At 64.3% G+C, this 23,703-nt stretch carries 21 protein-coding genes and 1 tRNA gene; 16 read left to right on the plus strand and 6 right to left on the minus strand.

Going from position 1 to position 23,703, the window contains the following annotated elements; genetic code table 11:
* Positions 1-133 precede the first annotated feature (133 nt).
* The 11 genes from M2319_RS14805 (at position 134) to M2319_RS14855 (ending at position 14,686) form a co-directional block, all read left to right on the plus strand.
* The gene (locus tag M2319_RS14805; RefSeq protein ID WP_264602239.1) at positions 134-1,123 is read left to right on the plus strand and encodes a GDP-mannose 4,6-dehydratase; all 990 of its coding nucleotides are present in this window, start codon (positions 134-136) and stop codon (positions 1,121-1,123) included.
* 144 nt (positions 1,124-1,267) lie between these two features.
* Positions 1,268-2,089: an NAD-dependent epimerase/dehydratase family protein gene (locus tag M2319_RS14810; protein ID WP_264602240.1), complete on the plus strand. Its 822-nt coding sequence runs from the start codon at positions 1,268-1,270 to the stop codon at positions 2,087-2,089.
* Positions 2,090-2,093: 4 nt separating this feature from the next.
* Complete coding sequence (locus tag M2319_RS14815) at positions 2,094-4,658, plus strand: glycosyltransferase family 4 protein (RefSeq protein WP_264602241.1); 2,565 nt, start codon at positions 2,094-2,096, stop codon at positions 4,656-4,658.
* Complete coding sequence (locus M2319_RS14820; protein ID WP_264602242.1) at positions 4,655-5,401, plus strand: glycosyltransferase family A protein; 747 nt, start codon at positions 4,655-4,657, stop codon at positions 5,399-5,401. Before M2319_RS14815 ends, M2319_RS14820 begins: the two co-directional genes overlap by 4 nt.
* 134 nt (positions 5,402-5,535) lie before the next feature.
* The gene (locus M2319_RS14825; RefSeq protein WP_264602243.1) at positions 5,536-6,957 is read left to right on the plus strand and encodes a class I SAM-dependent methyltransferase; all 1,422 of its coding nucleotides are present in this window, start codon (positions 5,536-5,538) and stop codon (positions 6,955-6,957) included.
* Positions 6,958-7,185: 228 nt separating this feature from the next.
* Positions 7,186-7,857 (plus strand): hypothetical protein, encoded by a 672-nt coding sequence (locus M2319_RS14830; RefSeq protein WP_264602244.1) that lies wholly within the window; start codon positions 7,186-7,188, stop codon positions 7,855-7,857.
* 339 nt (positions 7,858-8,196) lie between these two features.
* Positions 8,197-8,916: a class I SAM-dependent methyltransferase gene (locus M2319_RS14835; protein WP_264602245.1), complete on the plus strand. Its 720-nt coding sequence runs from the start codon at positions 8,197-8,199 to the stop codon at positions 8,914-8,916.
* A gap of 8 nt (positions 8,917-8,924) precedes the next feature.
* The gene (locus M2319_RS14840) at positions 8,925-11,045 is read left to right on the plus strand and encodes an aminotransferase class I/II-fold pyridoxal phosphate-dependent enzyme (RefSeq protein ID WP_264602246.1); all 2,121 of its coding nucleotides are present in this window, start codon (positions 8,925-8,927) and stop codon (positions 11,043-11,045) included.
* A 2-nt stretch (positions 11,046-11,047) separates the two neighbouring features.
* Positions 11,048-12,259, plus strand: coding sequence for a DegT/DnrJ/EryC1/StrS family aminotransferase (locus M2319_RS14845; protein ID WP_264602247.1), 1,212 nt, complete (start codon positions 11,048-11,050; stop codon positions 12,257-12,259).
* A gap of 123 nt (positions 12,260-12,382) precedes the next feature.
* Entirely contained in the window at positions 12,383-13,126 is a 744-nt protein-coding gene (locus tag M2319_RS14850) for a WbqC family protein (RefSeq protein ID WP_264602248.1), read from the plus strand.
* A gap of 42 nt (positions 13,127-13,168) precedes the next feature.
* Complete coding sequence (locus M2319_RS14855) at positions 13,169-14,686, plus strand: hypothetical protein (protein ID WP_264602249.1); 1,518 nt, start codon at positions 13,169-13,171, stop codon at positions 14,684-14,686.
* Positions 14,687-14,721: 35 nt separating this feature from the next.
* On the opposite strand, the gene M2319_RS14860 is transcribed toward M2319_RS14855, so the two are convergent.
* From M2319_RS14860 to M2319_RS14880, 5 genes are all read right to left on the minus strand, one after another.
* Entirely contained in the window at positions 14,722-16,344 is a 1,623-nt protein-coding gene (locus tag M2319_RS14860; RefSeq protein ID WP_264602250.1) for a hypothetical protein, read from the minus strand.
* Positions 16,341-16,535 carry a hypothetical protein gene (locus M2319_RS14865; RefSeq protein WP_264602251.1) on the minus strand — a complete coding sequence of 65 codons (195 nt, stop codon included), beginning with the start codon at positions 16,533-16,535 and terminating at the stop codon, positions 16,341-16,343. Before M2319_RS14865 ends, M2319_RS14860 begins: the two co-directional genes overlap by 4 nt.
* 47 nt (positions 16,536-16,582) lie before the next feature.
* On the minus strand, positions 16,583-17,563 hold the full coding sequence (locus M2319_RS14870; RefSeq protein WP_264602252.1) for a hypothetical protein: 981 nt from the start codon (positions 17,561-17,563) through the stop codon (positions 16,583-16,585).
* Between the two features lie 67 nt (positions 17,564-17,630).
* Entirely contained in the window at positions 17,631-18,377 is a 747-nt protein-coding gene (locus M2319_RS14875) for a TylF/MycF family methyltransferase (RefSeq protein ID WP_264602253.1), read from the minus strand.
* A gap of 328 nt (positions 18,378-18,705) precedes the next feature.
* Positions 18,706-18,781: transfer RNA gene (locus tag M2319_RS14880), tRNA-Ala, on the minus strand.
* 169 nt (positions 18,782-18,950) lie between these two features.
* On the opposite strand from M2319_RS14880, the gene M2319_RS14885 reads away from it, so the two are divergent.
* The 3 genes from M2319_RS14885 to folD are packed head-to-tail and all read left to right on the plus strand — an operon-like array spanning position 18,951 to position 20,519.
* On the plus strand, positions 18,951-19,244 hold the full coding sequence (locus tag M2319_RS14885; RefSeq protein ID WP_264602254.1) for a YggT family protein: 294 nt from the start codon (positions 18,951-18,953) through the stop codon (positions 19,242-19,244).
* Positions 19,245-19,253: 9 nt separating this feature from the next.
* Entirely contained in the window at positions 19,254-19,583 is a 330-nt protein-coding gene (locus M2319_RS14890; protein ID WP_264602255.1) for a DUF167 family protein, read from the plus strand.
* A gap of 42 nt (positions 19,584-19,625) precedes the next feature.
* Positions 19,626-20,519 (plus strand): bifunctional methylenetetrahydrofolate dehydrogenase/methenyltetrahydrofolate cyclohydrolase FolD, encoded by an 894-nt coding sequence (folD, locus tag M2319_RS14895; RefSeq protein WP_264602256.1) that lies wholly within the window; start codon positions 19,626-19,628, stop codon positions 20,517-20,519.
* 333 nt (positions 20,520-20,852) lie between these two features.
* Here the strand turns inward: folD and M2319_RS14900 are convergent, their stop codons facing one another.
* Positions 20,853-21,092, minus strand: coding sequence for a DUF1674 domain-containing protein (locus M2319_RS14900; protein ID WP_264602350.1), 240 nt, complete (start codon positions 21,090-21,092; stop codon positions 20,853-20,855).
* Positions 21,093-21,257: 165 nt separating this feature from the next.
* Between M2319_RS14900 and htpX the strand changes: the two genes are divergently transcribed.
* Together htpX and M2319_RS14910 are read left to right on the plus strand one after the other, a co-directional pair.
* Entirely contained in the window at positions 21,258-22,283 is a 1,026-nt protein-coding gene (htpX, locus tag M2319_RS14905) for a zinc metalloprotease HtpX (RefSeq protein WP_264602257.1), read from the plus strand.
* On the plus strand, positions 22,280-23,626 hold the full coding sequence (locus tag M2319_RS14910) for an RsmB/NOP family class I SAM-dependent RNA methyltransferase (protein WP_264602258.1): 1,347 nt from the start codon (positions 22,280-22,282) through the stop codon (positions 23,624-23,626). Before htpX ends, M2319_RS14910 begins: the two co-directional genes overlap by 4 nt.
* The last annotated feature ends 77 nt before the right edge of the window (positions 23,627-23,703 follow it).

A 23,703-nucleotide genomic window follows, 5' to 3' on the forward strand; every position in this document is an offset into this window, starting at 1 on the left:
TCTCCGCTTATCACTGCTCGACAAATCGCTGATGTTGCCGATCTGTAAGTATGCAGCAAGTACAAAACCTCACGCATTCAGTATTTGCTTGTGTGAACAGGTAGCCTGAAGGCTCCTTGCAAAGGAAAATCTGTTGTCGCTAGATTGTAAAAATGTAGTCATAACCGGCGGCGCCGGTTTCGCTGGCTCACATATCGTTGATTTAGTGTGTCAAAGATTTCCCGATGCGGAAGTCACCGTTGCCGACAAGATGACCTATGCCGGGGACATCCGCAATATTCTCCCCCTGATATCGTCGAACCGGGTCAACCTCATGGTTGGCGATGTGAGCGACATCGATTTTTGCCATCGGGCCGTCAAGGGGGCGGATCTCGTCATCCATGCGGCCGCCGAAAGCCATGTGGACAACTCGTTTCACAGCTCGCTGAATTTCACCAAGTCGAACGCCCTCGGCACCCACGCGATGGTGGAAGCCTGCCGCGATCTGGAGGTGCCCGCATTCGTCCATATTTCGACGGACGAGGTCTACGGCGAGGTCATCGACGGATCGGCGCCGGAGGATGCGCCGCTGCTGCCGACCAATCCCTATTCGGCCTCCAAGGCGGCGGCCGAGATGATCGTGCGCGGCTACGCGCAGAGCTTCAAGCTGCCGGTCAAGATCATCCGGGCGAACAACCTCTACGGCCCGCGCCAATACCCGGAAAAGATCATTCCCCGCTTCATCTGCCACATGATGCTGGGCCGGCCGCTGACGCTGCATGGCGACGGCTCGAACCGGCGCCACTACCTGGCGGTGGAGGACTTTGCCGAGGCGGTCCTTCACGTGGCCGAGCACGGCACCGTCGGCGAGACCTACAATATCGGCACCGACGAAGAGTACCGGAACATCCATATCGCCGAGACCATCGCCGGGTTTTTCCAGAAGGACCTGGCATCGGTTGTCGAATACGTGCCGGATCGCCCGTTCAACGACGCCCGCTATTCGGTCGATTTCTCCAAGCTGGAAGGTCTGGGGTGGTCGCCGCGGCGCCGGCTGGCCGACAACCTGCCCGACGTCGTCGCCTGGTACAAAGAGAACTTCTTTCGATACGAACCGCTGTTCGGGACGATCGGCGATTTCTAGAGCGTATTCCCGGCCCGACGCTCCGCGCCAGCCAAAGGCGGGACCCGGCCTTCGGACAGGGATACGCGCCAAGACACACGGCCGGTGCATTTCGCGTGGTTCAGCAATCACCGGAAATGCCGGCGATCAAAGAGCTGGACAAGCATGATCCTCCTGGTGGGTGCGCATTCCTTCATTGGTCGGGCCATATCGACGATAGCCCCGCAATGGCAGGCCGTTTCCCACCGTGATGTGCTCGCCGACCCGGCCTGCCTGGATGGCGCCTCGGTCGTCGTCAATGCCGCCTACAACAAGGGTCTGGTGCACGACGGCTACCACGAGGACCGGGACTTCGATCTGACGGTGGCGCGGCGACTGGCGGAGCGGCCGGACGCTCGCATGGTGATGCTGAGCTCGCGCGCCGCCTATGGACCGGCACGGCCCGGACGCCCCCTTTGCGAAGACGATCCCTGCGCGCCGGTCGCGCCCTACGGCATCGCCAAGCTGAAGGCCGAGGAAGCGGCCCGGGCGGTCCTCGGGGATCGCCTGACCGTCCTCAGGCTGTCCAATATTTTCGGCAACGAGCTTGAAGACGGACGGCGCAGCTTCCTGTCCCTGGCGCAGGGTGCCCTGAAGGCCGACAACCGCATGGTCTTCGACATGAGCCCCTGCGTGGAGCGCGACTTCCTCCCGGTCGAGAAGTGCGCGGAGGACATCGTGCGCATCGCGAATGCGCCCAAGCCCGGGATTTTCAATCTCGGCTCCGGTTTCGGAACGCCGGTCGGCCGGATCGCGCAATGGCTTTCGGAAGGCTTCGGTGGCGGCGAGCTGCTGGTCACCGACCTTCGCGATTTCGACAACTTCTGGCTCGACATGTCGAAGAGCCGGGAAGCCTTCGACCTGGAGCCGGTCCGGTCCGACGACATAAGAAAGGCTTGCCACAAGGCAGGCGCCGCCCTGTTGCCCTCAAGCGATAGCACAAGGTGAACACATGACGTCTGCAGACGATACGAAAGTTTTGCACGATGACAGCGTATTCCATTGGGCGGAAGCGCTTTTTTACGAGCCGTTCTACTCCGAAAAGAAGATCGACAAGAAATTCCGCGACAACGATTCGACGGTGGAGAATTTCGTCACCTTCGGAGCCGAGCGAAATATTTCCCCCAGTCCGCTCTTTTCCATCCAGTATTACCGCCGCGTTCGAAGCGCGGACGAAGGCGCCGGACCGGAACTTGCCAAGGGTGTGTTCTTCGACTGGGTCAAGAATGGCGTCGCCAGGCGGATCGTGCCGACCATCCATTTCGACAATGAATGGTACGAGGACCAGTACGCCGACGACCTGGCCGACGGCCAGTGGGGGTTCGAGCACTACCTGACGCGCGGGCGTCTCGAGCCGCTCCGGTTTCGTCCCAATCCGTGGTTTTCGCCCGAGCAGCTTCTCGCGCCGGGCAGCACCCCGTTCCCGCCCGACCGCGTCTACGAGGCCTGCCTGCACACCGGCAACAAGCTGAGCCGGCCCTTCAATCCGTACCTGCGGACCTGGGGCCGCCCCTACGGCCCGGCCTGGTTGCCGGAAGGCTCGCCGCCGATCGAGCCGGTGGGCGGGATGCCGCCGAGACGCCTTCTGGATTCCCTTTGCCGGGGATGGGAGGGCGACGACGTGCGGCGGCACTTCCGGCATGTCTCCATGCTGGTGACGATCTTCCAGCGGGAATTCTACGTCCGGGTTGCCGAGCTCGACCCGATGACGCCCCATGTGGACGCCTTTTTCGATTTCCTGAGGACCGGCCTCGACCGGGGCCTGCCGCCGACGCCCTTCTTCGACCCCGACATCTATGTCGAACGGCTCGCAGAGGCCGGCCACGCGCTGCCCGAGCCGGAGCAGGCGTTTCGCCATTGGCTGGAACACCGCAAGGACCACGGCATCGTCCCGACGCTCCTGATGGATCGCGACTACTACCTCGACCAGGTGGAGAGGGCGGACGCGGCGGCGGCGGCCGCCGATCCGCTGGTCCATTACCTGACCGAAGGGGTCGCAAACCGCCTGTCCCCGGCACCCGATGTGACGCGGGCCCTTCTCGACAAGGCGATGCGCATCAGCGCCGGCGAAATCCCCGGCATCTATCGCTACCTGCTCTTCGCCGAGAACGAGGAGGAGTATTTCGATGCCGGTCCGTCAGTCGCAGCGGTCGGGACGCGCACCTATCCCAACGGCGTGTCGTTCGCGCTCAGCCGGCTTGAGACATACCTCAAGAACGCCCGGCCGGACAAAATCCGCGCGCGCCTGAAAGGGCCGGTGATCTCGGAGATCTGGCGCCGGGCGACGGAGCTGGAGCCGCGCGTCGGTCACTCCGATCACACATTTCGCCTGGCGATACCGCCATTCCAGTCGGCCCTTGCAAATGTCGTCGAGCCGATGCGCCGCATGCTGGAACGATCGCAATACGACACCGTGGTCTGCGTGCCGCACTGCCGCATGTCCGGGGCCGCCCTCGTCGCCGGTGCGTTCTGCAAGGCGATGCGCAAGGCCTATCCGGAACGCTCCATGCTGCTGGTGCGCACCGACGGGCCTTATTTCCAGCGGCCGGAATGGTTTCCCGAAGAGATCGGCAACGTTGACATCAGCTCTTTCGCCAGGAGCATCCCGCCCCACGATCGCGACCGGCTGCTGATGGATCTCCTGATCGGCGTCGCACCGTCGATGATCGTCAACGTCAACAGCTATCTGGCGTGGAACACGTTCCTGGAGTTCGGCGACCGCTTGAAGCTTTTCGCGGACCTCTACGCCTATATGTTCTGCTTCGACCACAACAAGCAGGACGTCCTGACCGGCTATCCGGCGCGCTTCTTCGACACCACGATCGATAATCTGAGCGGCGTGATGCTCGATACGCAGTACCTGAAGAACCAGCTTACCGACATCTTCAAGCTGCCGAAGGCGATCCAGGACAAGCTCTGGCCCATCTACTCCTATGTGCCGATGCCGCCTCGGGACGAGCCGCTCGTGAACACGCTTGCCGCGCGCGACCGGCCGGACGGCCGCTGGCGGGTGTTCTGGGGCGGGCGCCTCGACCGCCAGAAACGCTTCGACGTGGTGATCGAGATCGCCCGGGCCATGCCCGATATCGATTTCGTCTGCTGGGGCGCGGCGGTGCTGGACGAAAACCCCTACGACCCGAGCACGTTCCCGGACAATCTCACGCTCAACGACCCCTACGAGTCGTTCGAAACGCTGCCGATCGACGAATGCGACCTCTGGCTCTACACGTCCCAGTGGGACGGCCTGCCCACGGTGCTGATCGAGGTCGGGCTCGCCGGCCTGCCGATCGTTGCCTCCCGGGTGGGCGGCGTCGGCGAACTCGTGTCGGAGGAGACCGGCTATCCGGTCGATGCCTTCGATGACCCGCGCGCCTATATCGAGCAGATCAGGGCCATTCAGCAGGCCCCGGAGGTCGCCGTGGAAAAGACCCGCCGGCTGCATGAGCTGGCCATCACGCGCCACGCGCAGGACCGCTATGCGGACGATCTGAAGCAGATGCTGGGAGAGGGGTCATGAGCGGAGACATCGACATCACAGCCGTCGTCACGGGTCATGGCGAGGGCGTGCTCCTCGGTCCGACGCTGGCAAGTCTGTGCGAGGCGGCGGACGTCGCGCGCGGCCAGGGGCTTTCCGTCGAATGCATCGCCGTCCTCGACCGGGCGAGCGACGGCACCCGCGCCATGTTCGGCCCCGGCGCCCCGATGGACGGCGCCTTCCAGGTCGAAGAGGTCGATTTCGGCGACCAGGGCCTGACCCGGAACCACGGTGCGTCGAAGGCCCGCGGCCGGTACGTGGCGATGCTCGACGGGGACGACCTGTGGAGTTTCAACTGGCTTTCCGAGGCCCACAAGCTCTGCCAGGCGGCGCCGGCGCCGGTGATCGTGCACCCCGAATTCAACATCTTTTTCGAGAATTACCACGGCACCTTCGTCAACATCCCCTCGGACTCCGAGCTGTTCGACGACGACGCGTTCCGCGCCTTCAACTACTGGGATGCGCTGTGCTTTGCCGACCGCTCGATCTTCCTCGACCATCCCTATGAGCGCCGCGATATCGCGAACGGATTTGCGCTGGAGGACTGGCATTGGGGCTGGGAGACCTATTGCGCCGGCGTCGAACACGTGGTTGCCCCCGATACGGTCCATTTCAAACGCCGCCGCATCCGCTCGCAGAGCGTGGAAGCCAAGGCACGGCGGGCCCTGCCGCCGTTCCATCCCTTTCAGCGCTACAGCTGGCACGATCCGGCGAAGCAGGACTAGAGCGTATTCCCCCGCCGGCGCCCGGGGAAAACGGCGCCGCCATGTGAAAAGCTGCCGCGCGGCCGCGGCCGGCTTTCGCATGCATTCGAAATTCTGTACGTACGGCCGATCGGTCTTGGTCTGGAGAACTGGAAGTGATTGGAAGCGGCGAACTGAGCGACGACGCGCGCGGCAAACTGGAGATGTCGGGCGAGGCGGCGTTCCTGGACATCTGGGATGCCGTGCGGGCCCATACGGCGATCTCGGCCGAATACGGGCTGGCGCTGTTCCGGGCCTGCCGCTATCTGGCGGAGCGCCCGGTGCCGGGCTCGATCGTCCAATGCGGTATCGAGGATGTCGGGTCGGCGATGGTGATCATGGCAACCCTGAAGGCGTTCGGGTCCGCGGACCGGCCGTTCTTCGTGCTGGGCAGCTTCGAGGCGGCGACGGACGGCGAGGTGAAGGCGCCCGGCTCGGTCGATGCGCTCCGCGAGACCCTTGCCGGCACCGGATACGACATGGAGCGCGTGGTCTTCGTCGACGGCGACGTGACCGAGACCCTTGCGAAAACGCGCACCGGCGCGGCGGCGCTGGTCAAGCTCGATGCCGCATCCTATGAGGTGACCCTCGTGGAGATCGACGGGCTTTATCAGCGCCTTACCCAGCACGGCGTGATCGCCGTCGACGGCGGCGACCATTGGCAGGGGATGCGCAAGGCGCTCGAGGCGTATTTCTCGCGCGATGCCGCCGACAACGGCTACCAGATCAGGAAGCCGCTGTTCCAGTGGATCGACTTCACGAGGTGCGTCGCGATCCGCTCCGCGCCGACGCCGCGGCTCCAGGCCTGGCGCTATGACTACGTTCCGCCGAACCTTGAGAAGATCGATCTTCTGCCGCATTTCCCCTCGCTTGCGGAGACGGACACGAGGACGATCGGCTGGCGTTACCTGCGCAAGGAAGTGCCGCATATCTTCCGCACCGACCTCAGGTCGGTCGTGCCCAATATCGGCGTCCTCTCCATGGAAGAGGCCCACATCCTCTACAACCTGGCGCGGGCCTTTGCCGGCAAGCGCGGCCTTGAGATCGGCTGTCATCTCGGCTGGTCGACGGCCCATATCCTTGCCGGCGGCATCGACCTCGACGTCATCGATCCCCGATTGATCAAGGGCGAGCACCACGACGCGGTGGCGGACTCGATCCGGCGCAGCAATCCCGATGCAACCGTGCGCCTGTGGGCCGGATTTTCGCCCTCCGTCGTGCCGGCCGTCGCGGCCGCCGACGACCGGCCGTTTTCGTTCGCGTTCATCGACGGAAACCACGACGGCGAGGCGCCCCGGCTCGACGTCGAGACGGTTGCGCCCCTTTGCGCGGAAACGGCGTGCCTGGTGTTTCACGATCTGGTCTCGCCGGCCGTTGCGGGCGGCTTCCGGGCAGCGGGCGAGATGGGCTGGAACACGCGCATCTACAACACGATGCAGGTGATGGGCGTCGCCTGGCGCGGCGATTTCGAGCCGTTCGAGCATATCCCGGACGAACGGACGCCCGCATTCTCGCTGCCGGGGACCTCACGCGTCTGAAAGACGTGACGCCCCGCGGCAACGAGGGGTAAAGGGCCACGGCGGGCGGCGCTTTGACATCACACGGCTCCCGTCGCGACCCGACTGGAGGACGGGCCGGAAGCCATTCCAGGCAGGCTTGCGAAAGACTGGTCGAGTGGCTATCACCGCGATTGATTTTTCTCACGAGCGCGCATCGCGCGACAGCCGACACATGCCGCCGCTGAGATTTGGCAGAGGTGCCAGGACATGACGGAAGACGATCTGGAACTGGCCGGTCGAATTGTTTCCCTCGGCGACAATTGCGAATTCGGCTTCGTGCAGCGGCATCTCGGGCTTGAGCCGTCGGGTCTGCTCCGCTGGGCCATCGCTTGGCCGGAAAACGTCATCTCCCTTCTTGAAAGGATCTCCGCCGGCGATTCCTTCGAAGGCTTCTATGACTTTCCGGAGATTCGACCGCACAATGCCGGCATGGTTCGCGAGCCCGTCACCGGGCTGCTGTTCCATTCCCAGATGCGCTCGTCCAAGGATCCCGAGACCGGCGTTTTCGTCTTCGACCTGCCCGAAGAGCCCCGCCGCGAGATACACGGCAACGAGGAAAGCAAGTTTTCCTACCTCCTGCAGAAGTTCCAGAGCACCTTGCGGGACGAGGCGCGCCTTCACGTCATCCGCCGCACCAGGAAACTGACGGAAGCGGAGATCAGCCGGTTGGACGCGCTGCTGCGGGAATTCAATCCGGGGAACCGTCTGATGGTGCTGACGGCCGATCCGGACCGGCCGGGCACGTTCGAGACCCGCGACGACGGCGTCCTCATCGGCTATGTCAGGGAGCTGGCGACCTATGCGCAGGCCGATTGCTACGACCGCGAAGGCTGGGCCGATCTGATCAAGGCGCTTCGCAGCCACTTCGAAGCGTTTTGACGCGCCCGGCAGGCCCCACGACCACTTCCGTTCCGAAGGACGGGCCTCGCCGGCGAAGCTCCCGATACCGCCACCAGCCCCAAGCCTCGGCGCCGCCTGTCACGGCGGCGATGCTGCTGCGCACCTTGTCACTCCCGGCGCCCTTGCCGAGCGGCCGTTCCGGCCACGGTTTCAGCCCGAGACCTGGCCGGTCCGGCCCGCCGGGATGTTGCTATTCCGTGCCGATCTTCATAAGTTGGCGGCGACTGGAAACATGGGTTGCCTGCCCCTGCCGCCGCGCCTTGCGGGCAAGTTGCGCTCCACCCGGCCCCGCCACATCTGACGACAGGTGCATCCCCCGTGACCGCCGACAAGGACATCATCCCGGCAGACCTCGCAGCGATGTACGAGAACATCGCGAAGAACTGCGATGAGACCGACTTCTGGGGCCAGGTCCGCCGCACGGTGAACGGCAAGCCGGTTCCCGAAGAGCAGATCGCCCTGATCATCGACCAGATGAAAGACGCCCTCGACCTGCAGGCCGACGACATCCTGCTCGACATCTGCTGCGGCAACGGAGCGCTGAGCGCCCGGTTTTTCGAGGACTGCGCCGGCGGCCTCGGCATCGACTATTCGCAGACGCTGATCGGTGTCGCACGAAAGTATTTCTCCGGCGGGCCGGGCGTCGCGTACGACGTCGGCGAGGCGCTCGATTTTCTGGAGAATGCAGCCGACCCGGAGCGCTTCACCAAGGCGGTCATCTACGGCTCGATCAGCTATTTCCCGCGCGAAGCCGCGCGCAGCATGCTCCGCGTCCTGCGCGAACGGTTCACGGGAGTATCGCGTTTCGTCGTCGGCAATGTCGCGGATCTTGCCCAGATTCATGCATTTTTCGCAGACCAGTACGAAGACGGCATTGAAGACAGGGCGGATTCGGCGATAGGTGTCTGGTGGTCGCGCCAGGCGTTCGAAGAGATGGCCCGCGATACGGGCTGGTCCGCCGAGATCAGGCGCATGCCAGACACGTTTTACGCCAGTCATTATCGTTTCGATGCGGTTTTGCGGCCGGCACAGGTTTGATGTCAGGAATGTTCAAGAAAGTCGTCTGGCTTGCCGGCATGCCCCGCTCGGGGACGAACTGGGCCTCCCAGATCTTCGCGTCCCACCCCGACGTGAGGCTCAAGTTCTGCCCGCTGTTTTCCTATCCCTTCAAGAATGCCTGCGACGAAAACAGCACGGCGGACGACTGGAACAAGCTGTTTGAAGCCGTCTACACCACGAGCGACGCGTATCTCGACCAGGAGTACCTTCGCAAGGACGGTCTTCTGCCGACGTTCGAGGAAAAGTCGGACGCTCCAAGCGTCCTGTGCATCAAGTCGACCCGGTACCACCATCTGCTGCCGAACCTCCTCGACCTCGTTCCCGAGCTTCACCTTGTCGTCCTGGTCCGCAATCCCGCAGCGTCCATCCATTCCTGGCTGACCAACCCGCATGAGTTTCCGGACGGCGCCGATCCGGCGACGGAATGGCGTTCAGGCGCCTGCCGCAAGACCGGCACCGGAGAGTTCTGGGGGTTCGACGACTGGAAGGCCGTCACACGGCAGCAACTGGCCCTTGCCCGTGCCCGGCCGGACAGGGTCACGGTGGTGGTCTACGAAGACCTGGTGCGCGATGCCGGCGGTGAGACCGCGCGCCTGTTCGATCGTCTCGGCCTCGATTTGCATCCCCAGACAAGCGCATTCCTGACGGCGTCCCAATCGTCCAACAAGAGCCACAAGCGGGCGGTGTTCAAGGATCCCAACGTCTCGGAGCGTTGGACCGGGGAGATCGATCCGGAGATCCGCTACACGATCGGCCGGGAGCTCGTCGGCACCCCGCTCGCGCGTTTTTGCGACGCCCGGACCCTGGCCGTCGGAGCGGGCTGGCGAGGACCCAAAGGACCCCTGCGCCTCGGGCCGACAAAGGCGAAACTCGACGATCTTGCCGCCTTCGGCGGTCCCCCGCTGTTCGACCGGACGCAGCCGCGCCCGATCGGACAGCTCGCAAAGCCGTCTTCCACGGCCTTCTCCCGCTACGTGGACACGATCTACGAAGAACGCCGCTGGTCCAACAACGGTGCCCTGGTGCGAACCCTGGAGCATCGCCTCGCCGAGTACCACGGCGTTGAGCACTGCGTGACCTTCGCCAATGCCTCGCTCGCGATCGTCGCGCTGCTGAAGTCCGTGGCGCTGCCGACCGCACGCGAAATCATCTTGCCGGCATTCACCTATGTGGGCCTGCCGCACATCATCGTATGGTCCGGCTACCAACCACGGTTTTGCGATATCGACGAGCGGACCCAGTCCTTGTCGCCATCCGCAGTCGAAGCGGCCGTGACGGAGGAGACGGCTGCGATTCTCGCCGTCCATCAGGTGAACGCGCCGTGCGATCACGAATGGTTTGCGGACTTCTCGTCGAGAACGGGCGTTCCCGTGGTGTACGATTCCGTTCACGCGCTCGGCTGCAGCCTGCCCGATGGAACGCCGATCGGCGGGCTCGGCGAAGCCGAAGTGTTCAGCCTGCACGCGACGAAGATCCTGAACGGCTTCGAAGGCGGTTACATCACGACGAACAACCCGGACCTTGCGCACACGCTGAAGAGCCTGCGGAATTTCGGCTACACGACCGAGATATCCACGGATGCGATAGGCCTGAACGGCAAGCTGAACGAAGTCCACGCCGCCATGGCCCTTGCGTCCCTGGAACAGGTCGACACGGTGATCGCGGAAAACGAAGAGCGTTTCCTGAAATACCGTAATGCATTTCACGATATCGAAGGACTTTCCTTCGTCCCCTACGAAGACAGCTACAAGGCCAAGAATTACGAATTCGCGCTGCTGGAAATCGACGAGAACTGGCCGTTGGAGCGCGATACGATCGTGAGCCTTCTGCGCGCGGAGAACGCCCTGGCGCGCGCCTATTACAACGAGCCGCTCTACCGATATGACGACTATCCCGAAGTCGGGAGCTGCTCGGCGCCGAATGTGCCGCGCAATGTCGTCATGCCGTTCATGCCGGTTACCGACAAGCTCGCGCGACGTATCATCCAGATGCCGGTGGGTGGTCACGTGGCCACGACCGACATTGAGGGTCTTGCGGATTTTTTCCGGTTTGTCCGTGAGAACGCGCAAGACATTCGGATGCGCCTTCAGGCGCGGACGGAGTCCTAGCCGTGAAAGCAACGATTTCAGATTTCCAGGTGTTTGGGGGATCGCCGACATTCGACGTCGATCGCGTGGTCGGCCAAGTCTATATGCCGGACCGCGAGGTCTTCGACACGTGGTTTTCGGCGATTTCCGAGCGCGCGTTCTACACCAACCACGGCCCGCTCGTGGCGCGGCTGGACGCGGTCATTGCCGATCGCCTCGAGGTCGCCAACGCCGTCTCGGTCACGAACGGAACCGTCGCCCTCATGGTGGCCCTCACGGCCCTTGAATTGAGCGGCGATGTGATCGTGCCGGCGTTCACCTTTCCGGCGACGGTTCAGGCGGTCGTCTGGGCGGGCCTCCGTCCGGTCTTTGCGGACGTCGATCCCGTAACACACAACCTGACGCCGGAAACCGTCGCCGCGGCCATGACACCGGAAACGACCTGCGTCCTCGGTGTGCATGTCTGGGGCCGGCCCTGCGAACCCGCGGGCCTGAAGGCATTCTGTCGCCAGAACGCGCTCCGTCTGGCGTTCGACGCCTGCCACGGCTTCGGATGCAGCCATGACGGACGCATGCTCGGCAATTTCGGCGACGTCGAGGTATTTTCGTTCCACGCCACCAAGATCGTCAACGGCGCCGAAGGCGGCTGCATCACCACGAATGACGACGAGTTGGCTGCACGTCTGCGCACCGTGGCGAACTTCCACCGGTCTCCGGCCGACCGCGACTGCAAGGTCAGGATCAACGCCAAGATGACCGAGGCGCAGGCGGCCATGGCGCTGATGGCCCTTTCCGAGTTCGAGCAATACGTCGACAGAAACCGCGCCATCTATGAGGTCTATCGGGAGCAACTGGGGCCTCGTTCCGATGTCCGCATGATCGCGTTCGATGCCTCGGAGCTCCAGAACTACCAGTACGCCGTCTTCGAGCTCGGCGACGAGGCCGGGATTTCGCGCGATGATCTGCTGGCGGTGCTGCGCCGCGAAGGCGTGCACGCGCGCCGCTATTTCGCCCCCGGCGTCCACAAGCTTCATCCGTTCGAAGAGGGAAGGAACGGTCCTCCCCTTCCGATCACAGATCAGCTCTGCGACACCCTGTTCCAGCTTCCCGTCGGCGCGTTCGTGACACCGCAGGACGCGCGGCTGATCGCCAATCTTGTCTCGGTCATTCTCGACAATGCCGACGCGTTTTCGCAGCGCCTGGCAACGTCAAAGGACGGTGCGGCGTCGGCGTGACGTCGTTCGTGTGCCGCCGGAATGGCTGACGGCCAATGTCCGCAAGACCGGCAACCAGCCATTGTCAGGGCCAAGCCGTCGCATTATCCCGATTATCGCCACCCCAGTGCGGAGCAGAGCCGAATGCGACTTGGCATCATGCAGCCCTACTTCTTCCCCTATCTCGGCTATTTCGACGTCATCCGGAAGACCGACCGCTGGATCGTCTTCGATGTGGTGAAGTACCAGGCCAAGCACTGGATGAACCGCAATCGCATCCTGGAGCCGAACAAGGGCGAGCAATACATCACGGTGCCGGTCGACAAGCACTCCTCCCGGATGCTGAGCGACATCACGGTCAAGGATATGCCCCAGGCGCGCGAGAAGATCCTCCGGCAACTCGCCGTCTACCGCAACGTCGCGCCCTATTTCGATGCGGTCTGCGGCATCGTCGAGGAGACCTTTGACGACGTCGGCGACGACCCGGTCCGCCTCAGCGATCTCAATGTCGCCGGCCTTGCCCGGGTCTGCGCCCATCTCGGCATCGCGTTCGACTACCGCATCTGCTCCGAGCTCGACCTGGATTATGCCGGCGTCCAGCACGCCGGCCAATGGGCGCTGGAAATCTGCCGCCAGCTCGGCGCCACCGGCTATGTCAATCCGTCCGGCGGCAAATCGATCTTCCGGAGAGAAGAATGGCAGGCCGCCGGCATCGACATCGCGTTCACGCGGCTACCGGACTTCCGCTATCCCGTCGGCGGCAAGTTTGAATTCGTCCCCCACCTGTCCATAGTGGACTGCCTGATGTGGGTACCGGGCACGGAGATTCTGGCCTATCTCGATGAATTGTCCCTGGACCGCGGGGGCGAGCCCATGGCGGCACCCTAGATCGGGATTTGCGAGCACGCTCAAGGAGCTGGAGACCGGCAGATGGCCACGTTCACGTCCCCCCATGTTGACGATGCGTTTTACGCAAAGACCTACGCCGCCGAACTGGCCGGCAGGCAGCCCGGCGATCATTTTCAAGCGATTGGACTGGCAAACGGACTGCTTCCCAATGCAGAGCTCGATCCGACGCTCGAGCAATTCAAGGACGTTGCCGGCAACGCCGACCGGCCCCTGCAGCAGCGCTACAATGCGCTCTGCCGGGAGATGATCCGTCACTTTCCCAATCCCGCCTATGACGGCTATTTCTGGACCTTTCTCGAAACCCACAAGCCGCCCGAGCCCGGGGCCAAGGCACAGTTCGATCAAGCGCTGATCGGCGATCCGGAATCCGCAGGGCGGATGGGTTATCTTTATGGCGGCGCCCGGCATGACATCCGGCAACCCTCGTGCCAGGCCTTCCTCGACCGGGTTGAAAATGGCGAAGACCCCGTAGTTCAGGCCAGACTCCCGCACGGCTTCTGGGACGGAATCGCGCGCGTCTTTATCCTCGAGCACATCCTCGCCGAGCAGTTTCCCGGACGCGGGCTCGGGGACGAGGCGCGGTTGCGTCTCGCCATCCGCCTGGCGCGGCATCTCCGTCCGAACGACCCCCAATCGATCCTGTTCACCGAGAACTTCCTTCATGAGGTCAGAACGCTGGCAGCCGGCAGCGCGCCCGAGCGACCGCCGGCCCTCGCCTTCAAGTCCTTTCCCGATGGCGGAACCGGCCTTTTTGGACGGAGCGAGGTCCATCCGCCGCGTGCGCCTTTCGTCTTCAAGGCCGTGGAGTGGCTGAAGCCCGGACAGCGCGAATTCGGCGATGCCATGCTGATGAAGCGCGTCGTCATGTCGGGCATGTTCCAGCCTTTCATGGACCGCATTCGCCATCGGCCGGTGGTTCTGGTGGCAAACCAGTTCCTGTCCGATTTCGGCGAGCGCTTCGACCTGCCGGCGTTCGTCTTCGTGGAGGTCCCGCCGCGCGAGGCGCACCTTGTCCGCGACGATATCTGGGAGCGATGCCGGCAGGCACTCTCCCCTATCGTGAGCGCCGCTTCCCCAGACGCACCGCCGATCGTTCTGACCCGCTGCGGAGGCTCGTTTGCCTTTCATCTGATCAATCGGCTGGCGCGGGAGTTTCCCCAGACCTCGTTCGTGGATTTGGGACAATCCGCCGACCTGTGGTTCCTCGACCGCGACGGCTTTGTGCGAAAAGGCGGCCTGCCATGGTCGCCCAACTTCAGAAAACAGATTGAAATCAACAATTTGGCGGAGTTCTATCGATCCAAATGCGGAATTGCCGACTTTGCGGCATTCCACATCGAGCGGCACGGCGAGGCGAAACCGGCGCAACGCTGGTCGCCCTCAAGTCGGTTCCTGCAATATGCGCAGCTCGCTGCCGCCCGCGGCCTGGACGATGTCGCCGATCTGTTCGTCGAACGTGCGCTCTCGCAAACGCCCGATGACCCGGCCCTGCTGCGGTTCATCGATCAGCGAAAGGCAAAGCAGGACCGCACCGTGTGAGCCCTGGAACTCCCGTCCCCGTTGCTCTCGGCGCCTCAATCGTGGCCGGTCAGTTCGGCATGGAACTGCTTGAGCACGGCGTGCGAGGGATCCATCGCAAGTCCCTTTTGGCAGGCCTCGAGCGCCTCGTCCGTCCGGCGAAAATGTCGATAAAGGCGCGTCAGGAGCACTAGCGGCGGCACGGCGTCCGGCGTTTTGGCATGCGCCCGCTCGGCGAACATCAGCGCGCGCTCGCTAAGGCCGAGATGCACCATGCGCCAGGCAAAGTTGAAGTCGCCGCTGTGTTTCGGCATCTTGGCGAGGATTTCGCCGGTGAAGACGGCCTCGCGAAAGTGGGAGCGGCTGTCGGGAACGTCGAGAAGCCGGTCGTAAAAATCGAAGAGATCATTGGCATCGAGGATACGTTCCCAGAAGTCCTGCAGCCATAGCATTTCCGGCTTGCCGGTCGGAGCGTCGTCCAAGAACCACAGATTGATCGCCTGCCCGAGATCGAAATAGACCGCATAGGGAAGCCGGCGCGACAGGTTGCAGAGCAGCCAGAACGAGAACGACCCGCCCGCCTGCGTAAGCACAATGGCCGGCGGATGATCGCGTTGTCCGACGCCCGCCTCATTCAGTTCGCTTTCGATACCATCGAGGATGTCATAGCGCGTCAGGTGGCTGTTCGCCGGCGGCACTTCCAGATGGTGGAAATCCGGGAGCTCCCATCGCTCGCCGAGCGCCGCGAATCCCTTGTTTGAAACGAGGACGACTTTCCTCTCCCGCATCGCCTCGATGAGGGTCCCGATGCTGCCCGTCGAGGCGAAGCGTTTCCAGGCGATGCCATCTTCAAAGACGGTTCCGTCGGCAAAATTCCGAGCGATGAAATCGGTCGCCGCGTCCCAGCGAACCTGCGAGGGATCGGCCGAGCCGAAAAGGCGGTCCGGATAGTCGGGGTGCGCCTTGAATGCCAGACACGGCGAAACCGGATCATCGCCGGTGCGACAAAGCTCCGCCACCTCGGCAATGAAATTCTCGGTGAAGACCGGGCTCTGGGCATAAAGGACGCGGACCAGGCGGGTCGCAAGGCGACCAATTCGCTCCGCCGTCGCAAGGGTCTCGCCCCAAAGCTCCTGCACCACGCGCTCCACGATCGCGATACGACCGAGAGCGTCCATCAGCCCGTGCGGCAGGCGGGCCCTGACCGAGGGTTTGCCGCTGGTGATCAGGTCCTTCCAATAGTCCGGCGAGCGCTTGCGGATGCAGTAGTGCTTTCCGCCGGCATCGAATTCCACGGCCCCGTCCGCGTCGATTTCCTCCCAATGGGCGAGCAGCGCCTGCTGGCGCTCGGGATGATCCGTGTGGACCTGTGTATCCGCGAAACGCCAATCGAAGGCATCGGCGTGATCGACCCGCTCAAAAACCTCTTTGGCAAGCGCTTTCAACAGGGGCTCGAGGCCTTGCTCCTCGATCAACGCAGCCGCTTCGGCCTCCGGGACACCCGGGAACCGTATCGCGGCAACGAGCGGATCGAAGGAGGCGTTCGGCATCAGCCCCCGGGCACGCCCCTCCGTCTCGTAGTGCAGAGCCGGCGCCTGCCCGCCCAACAGGCCTTGGTAGTGCTGGCGATAGAAATCCCCGTCGACAACCACTCCCGACTGCATGCCCGGTGCCGTCATCCGTTTGCCGCGCCCGTTCGGGTCGCCACCGAAACGACGGCATCGTTCTGTGGCATCTCGGTCGCATTGGGCACCAAGTCGTGGCGCCCGGCCAATGCCTCGACTTGTGGAATGGGGAACATGTGGCCCTCCAGGTCACCGACGGTCCAGCGGTTCGGGCCCAACTGATTCATCTCACGCTCCAGGGTCATGTGCTGACGGTCAGGACGCCGCCATGGCGGTCCAATCGAACGTAACGCTACTTGCCGAGCAGCATCCAGGCGAGCGCCGCCACGGCCTTTTCGAGCGCGACGCCCTCATAATGCTCGTCCGGCTCGGCCGACCGGAGCGGCTTGGCAAAGAGCGGTTCGCCCTCCAGATAGGTTCGGGAAACCTCATCATTACCATCGTCAAAGCCGGCTAGGAGGCGGTCTAGGTCGCTCCCACTCGCCACCGGCGCGTCGCAGAAGAACCCGTCCATCTGCATCGTCAGCTTCATCAGCTCATGGTGAAAGCGGCGCTTTTCGACGATTTCCAGCGGCAGGCGGTTGATGATGCGCTGGATTTCCAGGAGATCGCGATTGAGGCTGACATTCGTCGGCTGCCCCGCCGCCCGCTCCGCCTCGGCAGCGATGTCCGGACAGGTGAGGCCCCAGAAATCCGCCATCAGCCCATGGCCGTCCCCGCCCGGGCTCGGATAGCGCCGGACCAGCATGTTCCCCGCGCCGAAGACGTTGGCCCAGCGCGCAAGCTGGCCCCGGTAGTCGCCGAGCCACCGATGCGCCTCGAGCGCATCGGAGAAGGTGCCGGAAAACCCCTGCGCCTTCACGATCTGGTTGTACCAGGACACCATGAGATCGTCCTGGCGACGCAGGTAAACGACGATCCTGACCGCGCGACCGGTGGCAAGACCGGTCTCTGTCAGGAATTCGCTCAACTTCTCCGGCTGCGGAAAGAGATAGAAATCTTCGCTGGAAAGCAGGATATCGCCGTCAAACCCCTCGCATTCCGATCGCAGCGCGCCGGCGAGGTCATCAAGCGGCTGATCCTGCGGCTTCGCCCAGTCGGGATAGCCCCCGTCCAGCAGGAACGCGAAATCGTGGTGCCCGAAACCGCGCAACGCGGCAGCCGGATAAAGCAGTCCCCGATCGCGCAGCCGTTGACGGTTTTCGGTCGCAAAATGCTGGATGGCCGTCGAGCCGGTCTTGGGGACGCCGATATGAACGTAGGTGGTGGACATGAGGTCGCAACGATTGAGAAGTTTTGTCTAGAGCATCCCGCGTGAGGCACCTATCACCGGAGACGATCTAGATGCGGACCGCCATTCGACCGGTGTAGTCGATCCAATGGAACAGCGGCGGGATCGGCGCATCGGGGAATTGCGCATCGCTTCGCGAAAAGTATTCGTCGACGGCGCGGCGGGCCCCCTGCCAATGACCATAGTCGTCGACGATCAACACTCCTTGCCGGGTCAGCCGCGGATACAATATCTCCAGTTCGGTCAAGGTGCTGCGATAAAAATCCGTATCCAGGCGAAGAAGGGATATCTCACCCGTCTCCGTTCCGGGAAGCGTATCGCCCACATCGCCCTTGATGAATTTCACGAGATCGGGATTGTAGCCGGTCTTTGCCACATTTTCGCGCACGACATCTATCGATGCCATCGCCCAGACAAGCGAGTCTTCCCGGTTACCGGCATCCTTTTCCATCAATGCCCCCGCATCGTGGCCTTGCCAGTCCATGTCTTCCGGTGTCGGCGGCGTCATTCCGTCGAACGTATCGAAGAGGAAGAACTCCCGATCTCCCGCACCGAGGAGGTCCAGGGTCGCCATGGCGATCATCGCCGATCCGCCTTGCCAAACGCCGCATTCGACGAACGCGCCAGGCAGCCGGCGCTCGACAATATAGCGGCAGGCGCGGAAAAGGGCGTGGCCGCGCTCAAACGATGTCATCGTATGCGGCTTGGCCATCTCCCAGATCGGCAGAAAACCGGCGTCCTCGGACGCTTCGAATTTCCTGCGCAGATCGGCTGTCAGTTCTCCGCGTCCAATCACGGTCTGCTCCTGGCATAGTCGTTTGTGGGTTGTTTAGTAGGAACCTGATTGAACCGCAATCACAACGGCATTGACACCGTCCGAGCACCCTGGCGTTTGCGACTATGCCGGCGGGAATTGGGTCGCATCGAGCAAAAGAACAATCCGCGTCAGCCCGCGGAGCCGCGAACGACGTGAGCTGGCGTGGGCGATACTATCGGAGAAAGGGTGGACGCAACTGGAACGACTTCGAGCCCATCGGGCTCGCAAGCCCGAACGGGCGCGCCGGTCGGTCAGACCGTCCCATCGGAGTCGTGAGCGAAAGCGAACTGGCGTGAGATTTGAGAAATGGTGGAGCCGAGGGGAATCGAACCCCTGACCTCTGCAGTGCGATTGCAGCGCTCTCCCATCTGAGCTACGGCCCCGGAATGTCGGCCATTTAGAGTCCGGCCCCGGAACCTGTCAAGCGCAATGCGGCGGACCGTCCCGTTTTCGCGCGGCAATTTGCGGGTGCCGCGGTCTTGCGGGGCGACGCCCGCACCGCTACATCTTGCCGAAATCGATGCAACGTCCCAAAGCGAGCGGATCCGCTTCATGTGCTCTGTCACCCAATTGCTGCTGGTTATCCTCAACCTGATGATCTGGATCGTGGTCGCCAGCGCGATCTTCTCCTGGCTCTACGCCTTCAACGTGGTCAATCCGCGCAACCAGTTCATCGCCATGATCGGCAATGCGCTCTACCAGTTGACGGAGCCGCTCTACCGGCCGATCCGCCGCTTCCTGCCCGATCTCGGCGGCCTCGACCTGTCACCGGTGATCGTGCTCCTGATCATCTTTTTCCTCGACATGCTGATCCGCAACAACCTGGTGCCGATGTTCTGCTTCTGACCGGCGTCGATGGCGGACCTTGACGGAATAGCGGAGATCGGGCCGGACGCCCTGACTTTGACGGTCCGGCTGACGCCGAAGGCGTCGAAAGACGGCATCGACGGCATCAAGGCGCTCTCCGACGGCCGCTCTGTGCTGGCGGCCAGGGTCCGGGCGGTGCCGGAAAAGGGGGCGGCCAATGCGGCGCTGGAAAAGCTTCTCGCCAAGACCCTCGGCGTCGGCAAGAGCCAAGCGACGGTCGTTTCCGGGGCAACGTCGCGGCTGAAGACGGTCAGGATCGCGGGTGACGGCGCGGCACTCGCATCGGCGCTGCAAATGGCGCTCGGCGACACCGCCTAAGTGCGGCCAGCGCCGGAAAATGCTTTCAAGGGGAGTGGGGCCATGACGGCGACGATCATCGACGGAAAGGCACGGGCGGCGGCCCTTCGCGAGGACGTGGCGGCGGAGGTCGCGACCCTGAAGCGCGACCACGACGTGACACCCGGCCTCGCCGTGGTGCTGGTCGGCGAGGACCCGGCCTCCAAGGTCTATGTGGCCAATAAGGCCAAGCAGACGGTGGCAGCCGGCATGGTCTCCTTCGAGCACAAGCTGCCGGAAGAGACTTCGGAGGCGGCGCTCTTGGAACTCGTTGCCCATCTCAACGCCGATCCGGACGTCGACGGCATCCTCGTCCAGATGCCGCTGCCCAAGCACATCGATACGGACCGCGTCGTCGAGGCCATTGATCCGGCCAAGGATGTCGACGGCCTCCACCCGATGAACGCCGGCAGGATCGTCCTCGGCCGGCCGGGCCTCGTCCCCTGCACACCGCGCGGCTGTGTGATCCTGGCCAAGGAGGCCATCGGCGACCTCACCGGCAAGCACGCCGTCGTCGTCGGCCGTTCCATCCTCGTCGGCAAGCCGGTCTCGCTCCTGCTGCAAAACGAGAACTGCACGGTCTCCATGGCCCACAGCCGCACCGTCGACCTGCCGTCGCTGTGCCGCCAGGCGGACATCCTCGTTGCCGCCGTCGGCCGGACGGAAATGATCCGGGGCGACTGGGTGAAGCCGGGCGCCTGCGTCATCGACGTCGGCATCAACCGCATCCCCGCACCGGAAAGGGGCGAGGGCAAGACCCGCCTCGTCGGCGACGTCGCGTTCGAGGAGGCGTCGAAGGTCGCCGGCGCGATCACCCCGGTGCCGGGAGGCGTCGGCCCGATGACCATCGCCTGCCTCCTCGCCAACACGGTAACCGCCGCGCGCCTCAGGCGCGGATTGCCCGCCGTGGATTTGTAGAAGGCCCCGCACGCAAAATATTTGCGCGATTGTAGACGATCGAGCCCGACCGGCTCGCAAGGCCGAACGGCCGCCGGCGCCTATGCGCCGCCCCCGTGGAGCCGCGAGCGATAGCGAGCCTGGCGTGAGCGACAAATCGAGCCCAATGGGCTCGCAAGGCCGAATGGCCGCCGGCGCCTGTGCGCCGCCCCGTCGGAGGCGCGAGCGACAGCGAGCCTGGCGGGAGCGACAAATCGAGCCCAACGGGCTCGCAAGGCCGAAGGCCGCCGGCGCTGATGCGCCGCCCCGTCGGAGGCGCGAGCGACAGCGAGCCTGCCGCGAGACAAAAAAACTTCAGAAATCCACCGCGATGCCTTTTTTCTCCCAGTCGCCGTAGCGGACCGGTTCGAGCCCCTTGCGCCGGCCGCCGATTTCCTTGGGCTGCGGTTCGGCGGCATCGGCGAGGCGCCGCCGTTCGTCGGCCTCGGCAAGCGCTCGCTGCGCGGCCGGCGAGAGCGTCGCGCGGCGGGCCTTCTCCGCCTCCGAGAGCTCCAGCCCGGTCCCTTCGACGCCCTTTTCCCCGCCGTCCGCCATCACCAAATCTCCGCTGAACGCTGCACCCTGCCAGAAGGTCCCCGACTGCGGCGCCTTGCAGCGGGCCACCGCCGAACCCATCATATACTATGGCACGGGCGTCACAGGGCAAATCCCTGTGCGGGTTCGTGCCTTTGTGTGACGTTGCTGGAGACGAACGACGCGATGAACTATTTCCGCACGGCCCTTCTGCTTGCCGCCATGACGGCGCTGTTCATGGGGCTCGGCTATCTGATCGGCGGCGCGACCGGCATGACGATCGCCTTCGTCGTCGCGGCGGCAATGAACGTGTTCAGCTACTGGAACGCGGACAAGCTCGTCCTCAGGATGCACAACGCTATGGAGGTCGACGCGCATTCCGAGCCGCGCTTCTACAATCTCGTTGCCCGGCTCGCCCAGAATGCCGGTCTGCCGATGCCACGGGTCTTCATCATCGAGGAGGCCCAGCCGAACGCCTTCGCCACCGGCCGCAACCCGGAAAACGCCGCCGTCGCGGCCACGCGCGGCCTGTTGCAGTCGCTGAGCGAGGAGGAAATCGCCGGCGTCATGGCGCACGAACTCGCCCACGTGAAGAACCACGACACGCTGATCATGACGATCACGGCGACGATCGCCGGCGCCATCTCCATGCTCGCCAATTTCGCGCTGTTCTTCGGCGGCAACCGCAACAACAACCCGCTCGGCATCATCGGCGTCATCGCCGCCATGATCGTCGCGCCGCTCGCCGCCATGCTGGTGCAGATGGCGATCAGCCGCACACGGGAATACGCCGCCGACAAGGCCGGCGCGGAGATCTGCGGCCAGCCCCTGTGGCTCGCCTCGGCGCTCGGCAAGATCGCCGGCGGCGCGGCCCACATCCCCAACCGCAATGCGGAGGACAATCCGGCGACCGCCCACATGTTCATCATCAATCCGCTGTCGGGCCAGAACATGGACAATCTGTTCTCCACCCACCCGGCAACGGAAAACCGCATCGCCGCGCTTCAGGAAATGGCGCGCGGCGCGCCGCCCTGGCGGCCGATGCCGTCCTCGCGTGCGGACCGACCCGAGGCGTCCGGCGGCCCCGCGCCGACGAACGGATCCGCTTCGGGTCCGTGGGGCGGCAGCGGCCCGTCGCGGCCACGCGGCAACGCAAACAGCACACCGGGGCGGCCGCCCCGCACGGGCCGGCGCCGCGGGCCCTGGGGGTGAGTTCCAAACGCTCACAATCGGCCGACCTTGCCCAGGCGGGACTTGCTGCCCGCCGCGTTGCCGTCGATATCCTGGAATCCGTGACCGATCGCGGACGGCGTCTGGAAGATGTCCTTGAGAGCGCCCTCAACGCGGGTGCCGCGAGCGCCCTCATCGCCAAGGACAGGGCGCTGGTCCGCGCCATCGTCGGCACCGCGCTCCGCCGCAAGGGCCAGATAACGGATGCCCTCGGAAGGCTGATGAAATCGCGGCCGCCGGCAAAGGCCCATCGCCTCGACCACATCCTTGCCGTCGGCGCCGCCCAGATCCTCTTCATGGACGTGCCGGACCATGCCGCCGTCTCCCTTGCGGTGACGCAGGCCGTCGCCGAGCCGCGCCTGCGCCCCTTCAAGAACCTCGTCAACGGCGTGCTTCGCAATCTCGGCCGCCAGCGCGACGCCATCCTTTCCGGCCAGGACGCCGAAAGGCTCAACACGCCGGACTGGCTGTGGCAGCGCTGGGAAAAGGCCTACGGCCCGGAAAACGCCCGCCGATTCGCCGCCATGCACGCCCTGGAGCCGAGCCTCGACATCACGGTGCGGAGCGATCCCGGTGGCTGGGCAGAGCGCCTCGGCGCCGCGGTCCTGCCGACCGGGTCCCTGCGGCTCATACCCTCCGGCCCCATCGACCGGCTGGACGGTTTTGCCGAAGGCGCCTGGTGGGTGCAGGACGCCGCCGCGGCCCTGCCGGCCCGGCTGCTCGGCGACATCGCGGGCAAGCGCGTCGCCGACCTTTGCGCCGCCCCCGGCGGCAAGACCGCCCAGCTCGCCGCTGCCGGCGCCAATGTCACTGCCGTCGACATTTCCGCCGCGCGCCTCAAACGCGTTGAAGAAAATCTCGCCCGGCTCGGCCTTGGCGCGGAAATCGTCGCCGCAGACCTGACGGACTGGACGCCCGAAGCACCCTTCGATGCGATTCTGCTCGACGCGCCCTGTTCGGCGACCGGCACGGTGCGCCGCCATCCGGACCTTCCCTGGCGCCGCTCCGGCACCGAGATCGAATCACTTGCCGCCCTGCAGGCTGAGATGCTGCGGCAGGCGCTTTCCTGGCTGAAGCCCGGCGGCGAGATCGTCTATTGCACCTGCTCGCTGGAGCCGGAGGAGGGCGAGGCGCAGGTCGCGCGCGCCTTGCAGGAGATGCCCGGCCTTGAGCGCCGCCCGATCGAAGCAGGCGAAATCGGTGGCCTTGCCGACCTCGTCACCGCAGACGGCGACCTGCGCACCCTGCCGTGCCACCTTTCCTCGGCCGAGGCCCGCCTTTCCGGCCTCGATGGTTTTTTTGCCGCGCGACTCCGGCGGCCCTGATTTTCCGGATTGCAAAGTCGGATAAATATCAACGATCTCGTAACCTTAATGATTGATTATGACGGGACGGAAGGTGT

The organism is Rhodobium gokarnense (assembly GCF_025961475.1).
Lineage (GTDB): Bacteria > Pseudomonadota > Alphaproteobacteria > Rhizobiales > Rhodobiaceae > Rhodobium > Rhodobium gokarnense.

Coding starts and splice junctions, on each gene's coding strand:
- M2319_RS14850 (WP_264602248.1), top strand. CDS start 12,383: ATGCGACTTGGCATCATGCAGCCCTACTTCTTCCCCTATCTCGGCTAT.
- M2319_RS14830 (WP_264602244.1), top strand. CDS start 7,186: ATGACGGAAGACGATCTGGAACTGGCCGGTCGAATTGTTTCCCTCGGC.
- htpX (WP_264602257.1), top strand. CDS start 21,258: ATGAACTATTTCCGCACGGCCCTTCTGCTTGCCGCCATGACGGCGCTG.
- M2319_RS14840 (WP_264602246.1), top strand. CDS start 8,925: ATGTTCAAGAAAGTCGTCTGGCTTGCCGGCATGCCCCGCTCGGGGACG.
- folD (WP_264602256.1), top strand. CDS start 19,626: ATGACGGCGACGATCATCGACGGAAAGGCACGGGCGGCGGCCCTTCGC.
- M2319_RS14890 (WP_264602255.1), top strand. CDS start 19,254: ATGGCGGACCTTGACGGAATAGCGGAGATCGGGCCGGACGCCCTGACT.
- M2319_RS14855 (WP_264602249.1), top strand. CDS start 13,169: ATGGCCACGTTCACGTCCCCCCATGTTGACGATGCGTTTTACGCAAAG.
- M2319_RS14815 (WP_264602241.1), top strand. CDS start 2,094: ATGACGTCTGCAGACGATACGAAAGTTTTGCACGATGACAGCGTATTC.
- M2319_RS14860 (WP_264602250.1), bottom strand. CDS start 16,344: ATGACGGCACCGGGCATGCAGTCGGGAGTGGTTGTCGACGGGGATTTC.
- M2319_RS14900 (WP_264602350.1), bottom strand. CDS start 21,092: ATGGCGGACGGCGGGGAAAAGGGCGTCGAAGGGACCGGGCTGGAGCTC.
- M2319_RS14820 (WP_264602242.1), top strand. CDS start 4,655: ATGAGCGGAGACATCGACATCACAGCCGTCGTCACGGGTCATGGCGAG.
- M2319_RS14870 (WP_264602252.1), bottom strand. CDS start 17,563: ATGTCCACCACCTACGTTCATATCGGCGTCCCCAAGACCGGCTCGACG.
- M2319_RS14865 (WP_264602251.1), bottom strand. CDS start 16,535: ATGACCCTGGAGCGTGAGATGAATCAGTTGGGCCCGAACCGCTGGACC.
- M2319_RS14810 (WP_264602240.1), top strand. CDS start 1,268: ATGATCCTCCTGGTGGGTGCGCATTCCTTCATTGGTCGGGCCATATCG.
- M2319_RS14885 (WP_264602254.1), top strand. CDS start 18,951: ATGTGCTCTGTCACCCAATTGCTGCTGGTTATCCTCAACCTGATGATC.